Annotated in this window: 12 protein-coding genes; 3 read left to right on the forward strand and 9 right to left on the reverse strand. The window is 72.1% G+C overall.

Annotated features, from left to right (window positions below; all coding sequences use genetic code 11):
• Positions 1–42: 42 nt before the first annotated feature.
• The 5 genes from AOQ37_RS24255 to argC are packed head-to-tail and all read right to left on the reverse strand — an operon-like array spanning position 43 to position 4,921.
• Entirely contained in the window at positions 43–588 is a 546-nt protein-coding gene (locus AOQ37_RS24255; RefSeq protein WP_062646805.1) for an arginine repressor, read from the reverse strand.
• Positions 589–619: 31 nt separating this feature from the next.
• Positions 620–1,807, reverse strand: coding sequence for an acetylornithine transaminase (locus tag AOQ37_RS24260; RefSeq protein ID WP_062646806.1), 1,188 nt, complete (start codon positions 1,805–1,807; stop codon positions 620–622).
• Positions 1,804–2,748, reverse strand: coding sequence for an acetylglutamate kinase (gene argB / locus AOQ37_RS24265; protein WP_062646808.1), 945 nt, complete (start codon positions 2,746–2,748; stop codon positions 1,804–1,806). Before argB ends, AOQ37_RS24260 begins: the two co-directional genes overlap by 4 nt.
• Positions 2,745–3,896: a bifunctional glutamate N-acetyltransferase/amino-acid acetyltransferase ArgJ gene (argJ, locus tag AOQ37_RS24270; protein ID WP_062646810.1), complete on the reverse strand. Its 1,152-nt coding sequence runs from the start codon at positions 3,894–3,896 to the stop codon at positions 2,745–2,747. The genes argB and argJ overlap by 4 nt, the downstream gene beginning before the upstream one ends.
• Positions 3,893–4,921 carry an N-acetyl-gamma-glutamyl-phosphate reductase gene (gene argC / locus AOQ37_RS24275; RefSeq protein ID WP_062646812.1) on the reverse strand — a complete coding sequence of 343 codons (1,029 nt, stop codon included), beginning with the start codon at positions 4,919–4,921 and terminating at the stop codon, positions 3,893–3,895. The genes argJ and argC overlap by 4 nt, the downstream gene beginning before the upstream one ends.
• Before the next feature lie 126 nt (positions 4,922–5,047).
• On the opposite strand from argC, the gene AOQ37_RS24280 reads away from it, so the two are divergent.
• Positions 5,048–5,776 carry a hypothetical protein gene (locus AOQ37_RS24280; protein WP_062647223.1) on the forward strand — a complete coding sequence of 243 codons (729 nt, stop codon included), beginning with the start codon at positions 5,048–5,050 and terminating at the stop codon, positions 5,774–5,776.
• A gap of 104 nt (positions 5,777–5,880) precedes the next feature.
• On the opposite strand, the gene AOQ37_RS24285 is transcribed toward AOQ37_RS24280, so the two are convergent.
• Complete coding sequence (locus tag AOQ37_RS24285; RefSeq protein WP_062646815.1) at positions 5,881–8,370, reverse strand: alpha-L-arabinofuranosidase family protein; 2,490 nt, start codon at positions 8,368–8,370, stop codon at positions 5,881–5,883.
• 136 nt (positions 8,371–8,506) lie between these two features.
• On the opposite strand from AOQ37_RS24285, the gene AOQ37_RS24290 reads away from it, so the two are divergent.
• Entirely contained in the window at positions 8,507–8,974 is a 468-nt protein-coding gene (locus tag AOQ37_RS24290) for a DUF6314 family protein (RefSeq protein ID WP_062646817.1), read from the forward strand.
• Here the strand turns inward: AOQ37_RS24290 and AOQ37_RS24295 are convergent.
• From AOQ37_RS24295 to AOQ37_RS24305, 3 genes are all read right to left on the reverse strand, one after another.
• Positions 8,956–9,549 carry a histidine phosphatase family protein gene (locus tag AOQ37_RS24295; RefSeq protein WP_062646819.1) on the reverse strand — a complete coding sequence of 198 codons (594 nt, stop codon included), beginning with the start codon at positions 9,547–9,549 and terminating at the stop codon, positions 8,956–8,958. The genes AOQ37_RS24290 and AOQ37_RS24295 overlap by 19 nt on opposite strands.
• A 315-nt stretch (positions 9,550–9,864) precedes the next feature.
• Positions 9,865–10,317 (reverse strand): GNAT family N-acetyltransferase, encoded by a 453-nt coding sequence (locus AOQ37_RS24300; protein ID WP_062647224.1) that lies wholly within the window; start codon positions 10,315–10,317, stop codon positions 9,865–9,867.
• Positions 10,318–10,362: 45 nt separating this feature from the next.
• Positions 10,363–11,817 (reverse strand): aminotransferase-like domain-containing protein, encoded by a 1,455-nt coding sequence (locus tag AOQ37_RS24305; RefSeq protein WP_062646821.1) that lies wholly within the window; start codon positions 11,815–11,817, stop codon positions 10,363–10,365.
• On the opposite strand from AOQ37_RS24305, the gene AOQ37_RS24310 reads away from it, so the two are divergent.
• A complete protein-coding gene (locus AOQ37_RS24310; RefSeq protein ID WP_062646823.1) occupies positions 11,816–12,826 on the forward strand; it encodes a DMT family transporter in 1,011 nt (336 codons plus the stop codon). The genes AOQ37_RS24305 and AOQ37_RS24310 overlap by 2 nt on opposite strands.
• Positions 12,827–12,862: the final 36 nt, after the last annotated feature.

Consider the following 12,862-nt stretch of genomic DNA (forward strand, 5'->3'; position numbering starts at 1 on the left):
CCCGGACAACCCGAAGAACCGGAGGGCCCCCTCGGGGGACGGTCAGTGGCCGTTCTGGGCGAGCCGCAGCAGGTGGTCCGCCAACGCTTGTCCGCCCGTCGGCTCCCTGCTGATCAGCAGCAGCGTGTCGTCGCCCGCGATCGTCCCGAGGATGTCGTGCAGCTCGGCCTGGTCGATCGCCGAGGCGAGGAACTGGGCCGCGCCCGGCGGGGTGCGCAGCACCACGAGGTTGGCGGACGCCTCCGCGGAGATGAGCAGCTCCTGCGACAGCCGCCGCATCCGCTCCTCCTTGGCCGACTCCCCGAGCGGTGCCCGGGGGGTCCGGAAACCCCCCTCGCTGGGCACCGCGTAGATGAGGTCGCCCTCGTTGTTGCGGATCTTCACCGCGTTCAGCTCGTCCAGGTCCCGCGACAGCGTCGCCTGGGTGACGCTCAGTCCGTCGTCGGACAGCAGCTTCGCCAGCTGGCTCTGCGACCGCACCGGCTGCCGGTTGAGGATGTCCACGATCCGGCGGTGGCGCGCGGTGCGGGTCTGCGGCACGGCCGGCCCGCCCGCGCCGGGCTGCTCATGGTCCTGTGCCTGACTCATCGTCGTCTCATTCTCCGACTTCTCCGGATCGTCACTCCCCGCTCGTCGCGGCTGCGTCGAGGATGCCGGGCAGCGCCCCGAGGAACGCCTCCGCCTCGTCATCGCCGAGGTTCAGCGGCGGCATCAGCCGGACGACGTCGGGGGCGGGTACGTTCACCAGGAATCCGGCCTCCTGAGCCGCCTTCCGCACCTGGGGCGCGCGGGGCTCGGTGAGCACGATACCCAGGAGCAGGCCCGCTCCCCGGACATAATCGATCAACGGGTGGCCCGTACCCTCGATCCCGGTCCGCAACTTCTCGCTCTGCCGCTTGACGTTCTCCAGCAACCCGTCGTTCTCGATGGTGTCGAGAACGGCGAGTCCGGCGGCGCAGGCGACGGGGTTGCCGCCGAAGGTGGTGCCGTGGTGGCCGGGCCGGAGCAGCTCGGCGGCGCGTCCGAAGGCGATCGTCGCACCCAGTGGCAGTCCGCCGCCGAGGCCCTTGGCCAGCGTCACGACGTCCGGCAGGACGCCCTCGTGGGCCTGGTACTCGAACCAGTGCCCGGTCCGGCCGACGCCGGTCTGCACCTCGTCGAGGACCAGCAGCGCGCCGGTCGCGGCGGTGATCGCGCGGGCCGCCTTGAGATAGCCGGCCGGCGGCACCACGACACCCAGTTCGCCCTGGATCGGCTCGAGGACGACGAGCGCCGTCTCCTCGGTGACCGCGGCGGCCAGCGCCTGCGCGTCGCCGAACGGGACATGGGTGACCTCGCCGGGCAGCGGCAGGAACGGGTCCCGCTTGCCGGGCTGGCCGGTGAGCGCCAGGGCGCCCATGGTCCGGCCGTGGAAGGCGCCCTCGGTGGCGACGACGTGGGTCCGCCCGGTCAGCCGGCCGATCTTGAACGCGGCCTCGTTGGCCTCCGCGCCCGAGTTGCAGAAGAAGACCCTGCCGTCCCGGCCGAAGTGCTGGAGCAGCCGTTCGGCGAGCGTGACGGTCGGCTCGGACAGGAAGAAGTTGGAGATGTGGCCGAGGGAGCCGATCTGCCGGCTCACGGCCTCGACGACGGCCGGGTGGGCGTGGCCGAGCGCGTTGACCGCGATGCCGCCGACGAAGTCGAGGTACTCCTTGCCGTCGGCGTCCCAGACGCGGGTTCCGGCGCCGCGGACGAGCGGCAGCAGCGGGGTGCCGTAGTTGTTCATGAGCGCGCTCTGCCACCGCGCGGTCAGTTCTTCGTTGCTCATGACGGCTCCCCCTGTGCGCCCGGCCGCGCGGCCGGCTCTGCGTGCGGCTTCTCGTCGGGCACGACCATCGTGCCGATGCCTTCGTCGGTGAAGATCTCCAGCAGGATCGAGTGCTGGACCCGCCCGTCGATGACGCGGGCGGTGTTCACGCCGTTGCGCACGGCGTGCAGACAGCCCTCCATCTTCGGGACCATCCCGGAGCTCAGCTCCGGCAGCAGCTTCTCCAGCTGGGAAGCGGTGAGGCGGCTGATCACCTCGTCGCTGTTCGGCCAGTCCTCGTAGAGGCCCTCGACGTCCGTGAGGACCATGAGGGTTTCGGCCCCCAGTGCCGCAGCGAGTGCCGCAGCCGCCGTATCAGCATTGACGTTGTAGACATGTCCGTCGTCCTGGGAGCGGGCGATCGACGAGACGACCGGGATGCGGCCGTCGGCGAGCAGCGCCTCGATGGCGCCGGTGTCGATCGCGGTGATCTCGCCGACCCGTCCGATGTCGACCAGTTCGCCGTCGATCTCGGGCTGGTGCTTGGTGGCGGTGATGGTGTGCGCGTCCTCGCCGGTCAACCCGACGGCGAGCGGCCCGTGCTGGTTCAGCAGCCCGACCAGCTCGCGCTGGACCTGTCCGGCGAGCACCATCCGTACGACGTCCATGGCGTCCTCGGTGGTGACCCGCAGGCCGGCCTTGAACTCGCTGACGATGCCGTGCCGGTCGAGGGCGGCGCTGATCTGCGGGCCGCCGCCGTGCACGACGACGACATGGAGCCCGGCGTGCCGCAGGAAGACGACGTCCTGGGCGAAGGCGGCCTTCAGGTCCTCGTCGATCATGGCGTTGCCGCCGAACTTGATGACGACGGTCCTGCCGTTGTGCCGGGTCAGCCAGGGCAGCGCCTCGATGAGGATCTGGGCCTTGGGGAGCGCGGTGTGCTTCCGCGTGACGTTGCTCATGAGGAGTAGGCGCTGTTCTCGTGGACGTAGTCCGCGGTCAGGTCGTTGGTCCAGATGGTGGCCGTCTCGGAGCCGGCGGCGAGGTCGGCGACGATGTGCACCTCGCGGTAGCGCATGTCGACCTTCTCGCGGTCCTCCCCGACGCCGCCGTTCTTGCAGACCCAGACGCCGTTGATGGCGACGTTGAGCCGGTCGGCCTCGAAGACGGCCCCGGTCGTGCCGATCGCGGAGAGCACCCGGCCCCAGTTGGGGTCCTCGCCGTGGATCGCGCACTTGAGGAGGTTGTTGCGGGCGATGGAGCGGCCCACCTCGACGGCGTCGTCCTCGCTCGCGGCGTTGACCACCTCGATCTTGATGTCCTTGCTGGCGCCCTCGGCGTCCCGGATCAGCTGCTGGCCGAGGTCGTCGCAGACGGTCCGGACGGCGGCGGCGAACTCCTCGTACTCCGGGGTGACTTCGGAGGCACCGGAGGCGAGCAGCAGCACGGTGTCGTTGGTCGACATGCAGCCGTCGGAGTCGACCCGGTCGAAGGTGACCCTGGTGGCGGCGCGCAGCGCCTTGTCCAGGGTCTCGCTGTCGAGGTCGGCGTCGGTGGTGAGGACGACCAGCATGGTGGCGAGTCCGGGGGCGAGCATGCCCGCGCCCTTGGCCATACCGCCGACGGTCCAGCCTCCCCGGGTGACCACGGACGTCTTGTGGACGGTGTCGGTGGTCTTGATGGCGATGGCGGCCTTCTCGCCGCCGTGCTCGGAGAGTTGACCGACCGCGGTCTCGACCCCCGGCAGCAGCTTGTCCATCGGGAGCAGGACGCCGATGAGTCCGGTGGAGGCGACGGCGACCTCACCCGCGCCCAGGTCCAGCGCCTCGGCGACCTTCTCGGCGGTCGCGTGCGTGTCCTGGAAGCCCTTCGGCCCCGTACAGGCGTTGGCGCCGCCGGAGTTGAGGATCACGGCGGACAGCCGGCCGCTCTTGAGGACCTGCTCGGACCACAGCACGGGGGCGGCCTTGACGCGGTTCGAGGTGAAGACGCCGGCGGCCGCGCGGCGGGGCCCGGTGTTGACCACGAGGGCCAGGTCCGGGTTGCCGTTCTGCTTGATCCCGGCGGCGATGCCCGACGCCGTGAATCCCTTGGCTGCCGTGACGCTCACGGTGCGACTCCGATCGTGGAAAGCCCGGTGGTCTCTTCGAGCCCGAGGGCGATGTTCATGCTCTGGAGGGCGCCGCCGGCGGTGCCCTTGGTCAGGTTGTCGATGGCGCTGATGGCGATGATCCGGTCCACGGCCGCGTCGTACGCGACCTGCACCTGAACGGCGTTGGAACCGTGGACGGACGCCGTGGCGGGCCACTGCCCCTCGGGGAGCAGATGGACGAACGGCTCGTCGGCGAAGGCCTTCTCGTAGGCGGCGCGGACGGACTCGGCGGTGACGCCGGGCTTCGCCCTGGCGCTGCACGTGGCGAGGATGCCGCGGGACATCGGCACGAGGGTGGGGGTGAAGGAGACGGAGACCGGCTCCCCCGCCGCCGCGCTCAGGTTCTGGATCATCTCGGGCGTGTGCCGGTGGACGCCGCCGACGCCGTACGGCGAGACGGAGCCCATGACCTCGGAGCCCAGCAGATGCGTCTTGGGCGACTTGCCGGCGCCCGAGGTGCCGGAGGCGGCGACGATCACGGCCTCCTGCTCGGCCAGGCCCGCCGCGTACGCCGGGAACAGCGCGAGCGAGACGGCCGTCGGGTAGCAACCGGGGACCGCGATGCGCTTGGACCCCTCCAGCGCGGCGCGGCCACCCGGCAGTTCGGGAAGGCCGTAGGGCCAGGTACCGGCGTGCGCGGAGCCGTAGAACCGCTCCCAGTCGGCGGCGTCCTCCAGCCGGAAGTCGGCGCCCATGTCGACGACGAGGGCCTCCGGGCCGAGCTGCTCGGCGACGGCGGCGGACTGGCCGTGCGGCAGGGCGAGGAAGACGACCTCGTGTCCGGCCAGTACCTCGGGGGTGGTCTCCTGGAGGATCCGGCCGGCCAGCGGCAGCAGGTGCGGCTGGAGCGCGCCCAGTGGCTGGCCGGCGTTGGAATTGCCGGTCAGGGCGCCGATCTCGACCTCGGGGTGCGTGAGGAGCAGGCGCAGCAGCTCTCCGCCCGCGTACCCGCTCGCTCCGGCCACCGCCGCACGTACCACCATGACTCCTCCTCCTGGACGGCATGACTATACGTTTCGTTGCACGTTTATGCAATCCATGCCCGGGCGGTGCCCGGAGCGATCTTTGCCCAGGCCTTGCGCGTGCGTAACCTCGACCCGGTGATCGCCATGACACCGATAACCGGCCTTGACCTGACGGGATTCACCGAGCGGGAACCCGGGGTATGGACCGACGCGGCGGGACTCGTCCTGTCGGTCCACTTCTTTCCCCTGATCCCGGACCTGCCCGCTCCGCTGCACGAGCCGGAACGGCTCGGGGCGGGACTCACGCGGCTGGTGGCCGGGGTCGGAGGCGGGCTGATCGAGGCGGCGCCCGGTTCCGTGGACGGCGTCCCGGCGGTCCGCCAGCTGGTCAAGATGCCGCTGGGCAGTCGGCGGGGGCAGGCGTTCCTCGGCTCCTGGACCGTGCCCAGGGCCGGGTCCAGCACGGTCGTGAAGGTGCAGGCCGCCGAGGGTGCCACGACCGGGATGCGGGAGGCCGTGATCCTGGCGGAGGTGGGCCCGGCCGCGTACTTCCGGCCCCACCCCTACACGGGCGAGCAGCCGGGCGGAGAGCCTGGCCGAGAGTCCGGAGGCCTGCCGTACCACGTCGGCGACGACGAGCGGTGGGACGCCCGGTTCCCCGGCCATCCGCTGACCCTCGTGCGCGCGGCCCTGCACCGGATCACGCCCACGATCACCTTCGACGACCGTTTCAAGGCCCTGCCGCCGTTCGCCGGACCGGCCGGACCGCAGTCACCGGCGTCGCAGTCACCGCCGCCGCAGTCACCGGCGTCGAGGTCGCTGTCGCACCTGCCGCCGCCGAGGCGCGGCTGGTTCCGGCGCAAGGGCGTCTGAAGGGGCAGAAGGGGCGGGGGGATGCTGAACGGCACGGACGCCCGAAGGCACGAGGAGACCCGGCGGGGTGCGGGCCGCGGCCGCCCGCACCCCGCCGGGGTCCGCTATCGCTGCCTGATCCGCAGGAAGGTGATCGAGTTCGCCGGGAAGGTGTAGGTGAACTCGCCCGCGACCCCGGTGAAGGTGGAGGTCACCGGTGCGACCGGGGTCGCCGCCTCCGTGTTGACCGCGTCCGGCGCGGCGGCCAGCGTGGTCACCTTCGCCCTGGACGCGACCTCGGCGCCGCCCAGGTCGATCGCCGTACGGGCGTCCGCGGACTGGGCGTTGACGACCTTGACGATCAGGTCGCCGGTCCTCTTGTCCCGGGTGACGACCTGGCGGAACGGCTCGGCCGGCTTGTCGTCGGTGAAGCTGCCCCACTCCTGGCCGTCGAGGTAGAGGGTGACCTGTCGGCCCCGCACCTTGATGTCGATGTCGTAGGCGCGGCCCGTCTCGACGGACCCGGCCCTGGAGATCAGCGTCGACTTGCCGCCGTCCACGGCCTGCTCGACGGCGGACTGGGTGTTGTTCCAGCCGCCGAGGTTCCACCAGTAGTAGTTGCCGGTGTCCTTGACGCCGAAGGCGACCAGGAAGCCCTCCTTGCCTGACTTCTTGGTGGCCTTCACGTGCAGTTCGTAGTCGTGCCAGCCGGCGTCACCGGCCGAGACCATGGTGTTCTCGGCGGCGGTGTCGGTCTGCACGTACTGCCCGTCCTGGAGCGACCAGCTGCCGCCGCCCGTGTGCGTCCACCGCGCGGCATCGCCGGAGAAGTCGTCGCTCAGCAGCGTGTCGCCGTTCGCGGCGGTCACCTTCACGTCGTCGTAGGCCGCACCGGTGGCCCAGGTCGACAGGCCGACGGCGCCGGTGATGGGCCCCTGGAGGGACGGGGTCCCGGTGGCCGTCGACGGCACCACCCGGTCGCCGACGTTCGTCATGAACAGCTTCTGGACCTCGTAGTTGGCCGAGTGCCAGGAGGCGTGGTTGTTGAACCACACCAGGTCCGGGCTCCACTGCACGTAGTCCTCGTTCGCGAACAGCGGCGCGTAGGAGGCGAGCCGGACGACGTCCGCGTTGCGTTCCAGACCCGTCATGAAGGCCGCCTCGGCCAGCCCGTTCTTGAAGGCGTTGCCCCAGGAGGCGTACTCGCCGAGGAAGACCTTGGGGCCGGTGCGGTCGTAGGAGTCGTAGCGGTCGTTGTTCTGGAGGAACCACTGCGGGCCGTTGTAGTAGTGCTCGTCGACCATCGCGACGTCCGCGTCCCGGTTCAGCTGCCAGGCCGTGTCGAAGGTCGCGCCCGCGTCGTCGGGGCCGGAGTTGGAGATGACGGTGATGTCCGGGTACTTCGCCGCGATCGCGGCGCGGAACTGCTCGAAGCGGGCGAAGAACTCGGCGGGCAGGTTCTCCTCGTTGCCCACTTCGAGGTGCGTGAGGTGGAACGGCCGGGGGTGGCCCATCCGGGCCCGCTTCCCGCCCCAGGTGGAGGTGACCGGGCCGTTGGCGAACTCGATGAGGTCCAGCGTGTCCTGGATGTGGCGCTTCAGCAGCGCGTCGTCGACGACGGCCTGGTTCTGGCCGCAGCCGGTCACCAGGGCGGGCACGACGGGCAGCGGCATCGCGCCGATGTCCTCGGCGAAGCGGAAGTACTCGTAGTAGCCGAGGCCGTAACTCTGGTTGTAGCCCCAGAAGTTGGAGTTGGTGGCGCGCTCCTCGACGGGTCCGACGGTGTCCTTCCACTGGTAGGAGCGGGCGCGCTGCCAGCCGGAGGCCTCGCTATAGTCCCGCATGGAGCCGGTGTTGACCAGGCAGCCGCCGGGGAAGCGCACGAAGCCCGGGTCGAGGGCGGCGATCTTCTCGGCGAGGTCCTTGCGCAGCCCGTTGGGCTCGTTGCGGTATGTGTCACGGGGGAACAGGGACACCATGTCGAGGGCGGCCGCGGCCGAGGAGGCCACCGACAGACGGCCCGCGTCGCTGGTGCGGGTGGCGGTGAAGGCGGCCCGGTACCTGACCCAGCCGTCACCGCGGACGGCGACCCTGCGGGCGGTGGCGAGCGCGCCGTCCGCGTCCTGGAGGCTCACGGTGAGCGTGCTGCCGCTCCCGGCGCGCGCCCACACCGAGAAGTCGTACTTCTTGCCCTGCTCGACCCGGACACCGGTGTTGTAGCCGGCGTTGGTCACGGAGGAACCGGCGCCCAGGGAGAGGTAGTTGCGGTTGCGGTCGTTGAGGCGGCCTGCGTCGTCCAGGACCTGCGCGGTGCCGTCGACCGTCCAGGAGGTCAGCGGGGTGTACGAGCGGTTGTCGACGGTGGAGTACTCGAAGGACCGGTTCTGCACGAGTTCGGCGTACAGACCGCCGTCGGCCGCCCGGTTGATGTCCTCGAAGAAGACGCCGTACATCGTGTCGTCGATCTTCACGCCCCCGGCGGCGGGATCGACGGTGATGGCGTAGTCGGTCACGGCCTCGGCGTGCGCCGGGGCGGGGACCAGGGCGGTGGCCGTCAGGAGGGCGGTGGTCGCGAGACCCAGTCCCCAGCGGGTGCGGGTGGTGCTGCGTGGCATGAATACTCCGCGGCTCGATAAGGCGAGTTGTTCGAAATATCAGACGGTGATCAGCACTTCGAACGGCAAGATAGGGAGGGGACCTGGACACGTCAATGGGGCGTGCGGCGGCGAAAGTGTCGGAAGCGAGGAACGCATGGACGAGTTCCGGCCAGTGCCGGACGCCCTGGCCTACCTCCGGGGAAGCTGGCGGGTCACCCGGTCGGTACGGGACCTGGCGAGCGGCGCCGAGGGCCGCTTCGACGGGGTCACGGTGTTCGACGCCCTGGACGAGGGCGACGGCGGGGCCGGGGACGCGGGCGGGCTGCTGCACCGGGAGACCGGCACGTTCGTCTGGCTCGGGGTCCCCCGGCCCGCCGAGCGCACCCTGCGATTCCTGCCGGGGCCGACGCCCGGCACGGCGGACGTACGGTTCGCCGACGGCCGCCCCTTCCACGACCTGGACCTGACGACGGGGCGGCACATCGCCGACCACCCCTGCTCCGCCGACCTCTACCGGGGCGAGTTCACCGTGCGGGACGCGGACCACTGGCGGACGGTCTGGCGGGTGGCGGGCCCCGCCAAGGACCTGTCGCTCATCACCGACTACGCGCGGCTGGGCTGAGCCGAGGCCCCTTCGAGGCGGAGGTTCCAGCGACCGGCGCGGCCCGTCACGGTCGTCGTCGACAGCGGGCGCACATCGATGTTCCAGTACGTCGAGGGCGGCGCCTTCAGCGCGTACACCAGGGCCGCCCGGATGACGCTCGGCTCGGCGACGGCGACGATCCGGCCGCCGTCGCCCACCGGCCGGGTGTCGAGCCAGCCGGCGACCCTGGTGATGAACGAGAACAGCGACTCGCCGCCGTGCGGAGTGGCGAGCGGATCAGCGAGCCAGGCGTCCACGGCCTCCGGCTCGCGGGCCATCGCCTCGCCCAGCGTGAGGCCCCGCCAGCGGCCCATGTCGCAGTCCCGCAGGGCGAGCTGCACCAGCGGCGCGTAGCCGAGCGCGTCCCCGGTGGCGCGGCTGCGCGGGGTGGGTGAGCAGTAGCGCAGCTCGGCGGCCGCGAGCGGCAGCAGGGCGTCGGCCACTTGCAGCACCTCAGCCCAGCCGTCCTGGTCCAGCGGCCGGTCGTCCTCGAAGCGTTCCGCGAGCAGCGAGGAGCTGCGAGCGGCGGCGACGAACGTGACCCGAAGTGGCATGCGGTGATGGTGAGCCGCGTAACTGCGCAGGTCAAGAGCTGTCGGCCGACGGCCGGAAGAAAACTTACCGTCGGGTCAGGACCTGCCGGACAAGTCGCCAGAAAGCGGTGTCCCCCGCATGATGTCCCGATCACGACGTCCGGATCCGGCCACCCGGAGCCCGCCGCCCGGCCGCGTCCGGCCCTCTCACACCGAACCCGTCACTCCCGGCTTCGTCACGCCGGTTCCGTCCCGCCGAACCCGTCACCCCCGGCTTCGTCACGCCGGTTCCGTCCCGCCGAACCCGTCACCCCCGGCTTCGTCACGCCGAACCCGTCACGCCGAACCGGGCTTCGCGAAGATCAGGGCCATCCAGTTGTCCGGCTTCTCCAGCGCCTCGAAGCCGACCTGCCGGTAGACCCCGTGCGCGTCGTGCGTGGCGAGCAGGATGCGGCGCAGGCCGTGCGAGCGCAGGTGGTCGCGGACGGCGGCGACGAGAGCCGTCCCGAGACCCTTGCCGCGCGCCGCCCGGTCCACGTAGACGTCGCACAGCCACGCGAACTCGGCGAGGTCGGTCACCACCCGCGCGTAGGCGACCTGCTCCCCCGACGCGGTGTCGTAGACGCCGAAGTTCAGCGAACCGGCGATCGCCTTCTCCTGCCGCTCCCGCTCGCGCCCGAGGGCCCAGTAGGCGTCCGTGGACAGCCAGTGGTGCACGCGGTCGACGTCGATGCGGGCGGAGTCGGCGGAGATCTCGTAGCCCTCGGCGAGAGGTGGAACGGCGTTCATGGCATCCGTGACAGTCATGGCCGGATCCTCACAGGGCGGCGATCGTCATGTCGAACCTTTTCCGGCGAAGACCTCGTCGCACGCCGCCCGCAGCCGCCGTACCCCCTCCGTGATCTCAGCTGTCCCGGCGACGGCCGCGAAGCTCAACCGCACGTGGGCGGCCGGTGGTTCGGCGCTGAAGTAGGGGCGGCCGGGGGTGAGCGCGACGCCCGCGCGCAGGGCGGCGGCCGTGAACGCGGCCTCGTCGCCGCCGTCGGGCAGCCGCAGCCACAGGTGGTAACCGCCGGACGGGACGTGCGGGAGGGTCAGTTCGGGCAGCGTCACCCGCAGCGCGGCGGTCATCGCCTCCCGTCGAGCCCTCAACTCGGCGGCGATGGACCGCAGATGGCGGGGCCAGGCGGGCGAGCCGACGAGTTCGAGGGCCGCCTCCTGGAGCGGGCGGGGCACGAAGAAGGTGTCGACGACCTGGATGGCGCGCAGCCGCTCCAGGACCGGGCCGCGGGCGGCCAGCGCGCTGACCCGGAAGCTCGGTGAGGTCGCCTTGGTCAGCGAGCCGACGTGCACGACGACACCGTCGGGGTCGTCGGCGGCGAGCGGGCGCGGCAGTTGCCCGGCGTCCTCGTGCGCGAGCCGCCGCACGAAGTCGTCCTCGACGACGAACGCGCCCGCCTCCCGTGCGATGCGCAGCACCTGCGCGCGCCGGTCCGGGGCGAGGACGGCGCCGGTCGGGTTCTGGAACAGCGGCTGGCAGACGAAGACCCGGGCGCCGGTCGCCCTGAACGCGTCGGCGAGCAGCCCGGGCCTGACCCCGTCCGGGTCGACCGGGACCGGTACGGGGCGCAGTCCCGCCGCCCTGGCGATCGCGAGCATGCCCGGGTAGGTGGGCGACTCCACGAGCACCGGCGCCCCGGGCGGGGCGAGGGCGCGCAGGGCGGTGGTGAGTGAGGTCTGGCCCCCCGCGCTGACCAGCACCTCGGCCGCGGTCACGGAGCCTCCGATGGTCCGCGCGAACCACTCGCGCAGCTCCGGCAGGCCCTCCATGGGCGGCCGTCCCCAGGCGCCCGGCCGACGCCCGGCCCGGGCCAGGGCCGCGGCCATCGCCCGCTCCGGCTGGAGCGAGGGATGCAGATAGCCGCCGTTGAACTCGATCACGCCGGGTGGCGGGGCGGCCAGCGACACGGTGACGCCGGAGGCGTCCACCGAGCGCGGGACGAGATCGGCGGCGCCGTCCGCGCTCAGCGTGACCTCCTGCCAGGAGGTGTCTCCCGCGGGAGCGTTCACCGCGCGCGCCGGACGGGCCCGGAAGGCGCCCGCGCCGGGCCGGGTGACCACCAGCCCCTCGGCGGCCAGCTGCGCCAGGGCCCGCGAGACGGTCACCGGGCTCACCCTGAACCGTTCGACCAGGGCCCTGCTCGACGGAAGCTTTCCACCAGGAGAGTAGCGGTCGAGCTCACCTCGCAGCCGTTCCACCAGTTCACCCACACTGCTACGCTCGTGCATGAGGACACAGAGTAGCGCTACCGAGAGCCCCGCGATAGCGGTCAGCACCCCGGCCGGGCCCCCGAGCGGCACCCGGGACCACCCGCCCGCCGACGCCCCCGCGAGCGCATCCGCCGACGCCCCCGCCGGCCCGTCCGCCGGCGGCCCGCAGGCGAGCGGCCTCGGCACGGTCCTGGCCGGGCTCGGTGTCGTCGCCTTCTCCCTGACGTTCCCCGCGACCGCCTGGGGACTGGAGGGGTTCGGTCCCTGGTCGCTGGTCGCCGTGCGCAGCGTCCTGGCCGCGCTGATCGCGGGCGGATGCCTGCTGGCCCTCCGCGTGCCGCTGCCCGCCCGGCGGCACACCGCCGGACTCGCCGTCGTGGCCGCCGGGGTCGTCGTCGGCTTCCCGCTGCTCACCACGCTCGCGCTGCGGACGTCCACCACCGCGCACGCCGCCGTCGTCGTCGGCCTGCTGCCGCTGACGACCGCGTCGCTGTCCGCCCTGCGGATCGGGACCCGCCCCTCCCGCACCTTCTGGGCTGCCGCGCTGGCCGGTGCCGCCGCGGTGGTCGCCTTCACCGTGCAGCAGAGCGGCGGGGCCCTGACCACCGCCGATCTGTATCTGTTCGGGGCGCTGCTGGTGTGCGCGGCCGGCTACACCGAGGGCGGACGGCTGGCCCGGGTCATGCCGGGCTGGCAGGTGATCGGCTGGGCGCTGGTGTTCTGCCTGCCGCTCACGGTGCCCGGCGCCGCGCTCGCCCTGGCCCGGGAGCCCGTCCACCTGACCGCGCACGGCGTGGCGGGGCTGCTGTGGGTCGCGGCGGGCTCGCAGTTCCTCGGCCTGGTCGTCTGGTACCGGGGTATGGCGCTCATCGGCGTTCCGAAGGCCAGCCAGTTGCAGTTGGGCCAACCCCTGCTCACACTGGTGTGGTCGGTGCTGCTGCTGGGCGAGCACCTCACGCCCGCCGCTCCGCTGACGGCCGCCGCCGTACTCGTCTGCATCGCCGTCACGCAGCGGGCGCGCGGCTAGGGCACGGCAGACGTACCGCGGCACCCGGTGAGGAGG

Origin of the sequence: Streptomyces maremycinicus (assembly GCF_001184025.1) — a bacterium.
Lineage (GTDB): Bacteria > Actinomycetota > Actinomycetes > Streptomycetales > Streptomycetaceae > Streptomyces > Streptomyces maremycinicus.

Excerpts from the sequence above, each read along its gene's own strand:
- AOQ37_RS24255 (WP_062646805.1), bottom strand. The coding sequence starts at position 588 with ATGAGTCAGGCACAGGACCATGAGCAGCCCGGCGCGGGCGGGCCGGCC.
- AOQ37_RS24260 (WP_062646806.1), bottom strand. The coding sequence starts at position 1,807 with ATGAGCAACGAAGAACTGACCGCGCGGTGGCAGAGCGCGCTCATGAAC.
- argB (WP_062646808.1), bottom strand. The coding sequence starts at position 2,748 with ATGAGCAACGTCACGCGGAAGCACACCGCGCTCCCCAAGGCCCAGATC.
- argC (WP_062646812.1), bottom strand. The coding sequence starts at position 4,921 with ATGGTGGTACGTGCGGCGGTGGCCGGAGCGAGCGGGTACGCGGGCGGA.
- AOQ37_RS24280 (WP_062647223.1), top strand. The coding sequence starts at position 5,048 with ATGACACCGATAACCGGCCTTGACCTGACGGGATTCACCGAGCGGGAA.
- AOQ37_RS24285 (WP_062646815.1), bottom strand. The coding sequence starts at position 8,370 with ATGCCACGCAGCACCACCCGCACCCGCTGGGGACTGGGTCTCGCGACC.
- AOQ37_RS24290 (WP_062646817.1), top strand. The coding sequence starts at position 8,507 with ATGGACGAGTTCCGGCCAGTGCCGGACGCCCTGGCCTACCTCCGGGGA.
- AOQ37_RS24295 (WP_062646819.1), bottom strand. The coding sequence starts at position 9,549 with ATGCCACTTCGGGTCACGTTCGTCGCCGCCGCTCGCAGCTCCTCGCTG.
- AOQ37_RS24300 (WP_062647224.1), bottom strand. The coding sequence starts at position 10,317 with ATGAACGCCGTTCCACCTCTCGCCGAGGGCTACGAGATCTCCGCCGAC.
- AOQ37_RS24310 (WP_062646823.1), top strand. The coding sequence starts at position 11,816 with ATGAGGACACAGAGTAGCGCTACCGAGAGCCCCGCGATAGCGGTCAGC.
- AOQ37_RS24305 (WP_062646821.1), bottom strand. The coding sequence starts at position 11,817 with ATGCACGAGCGTAGCAGTGTGGGTGAACTGGTGGAACGGCTGCGAGGT.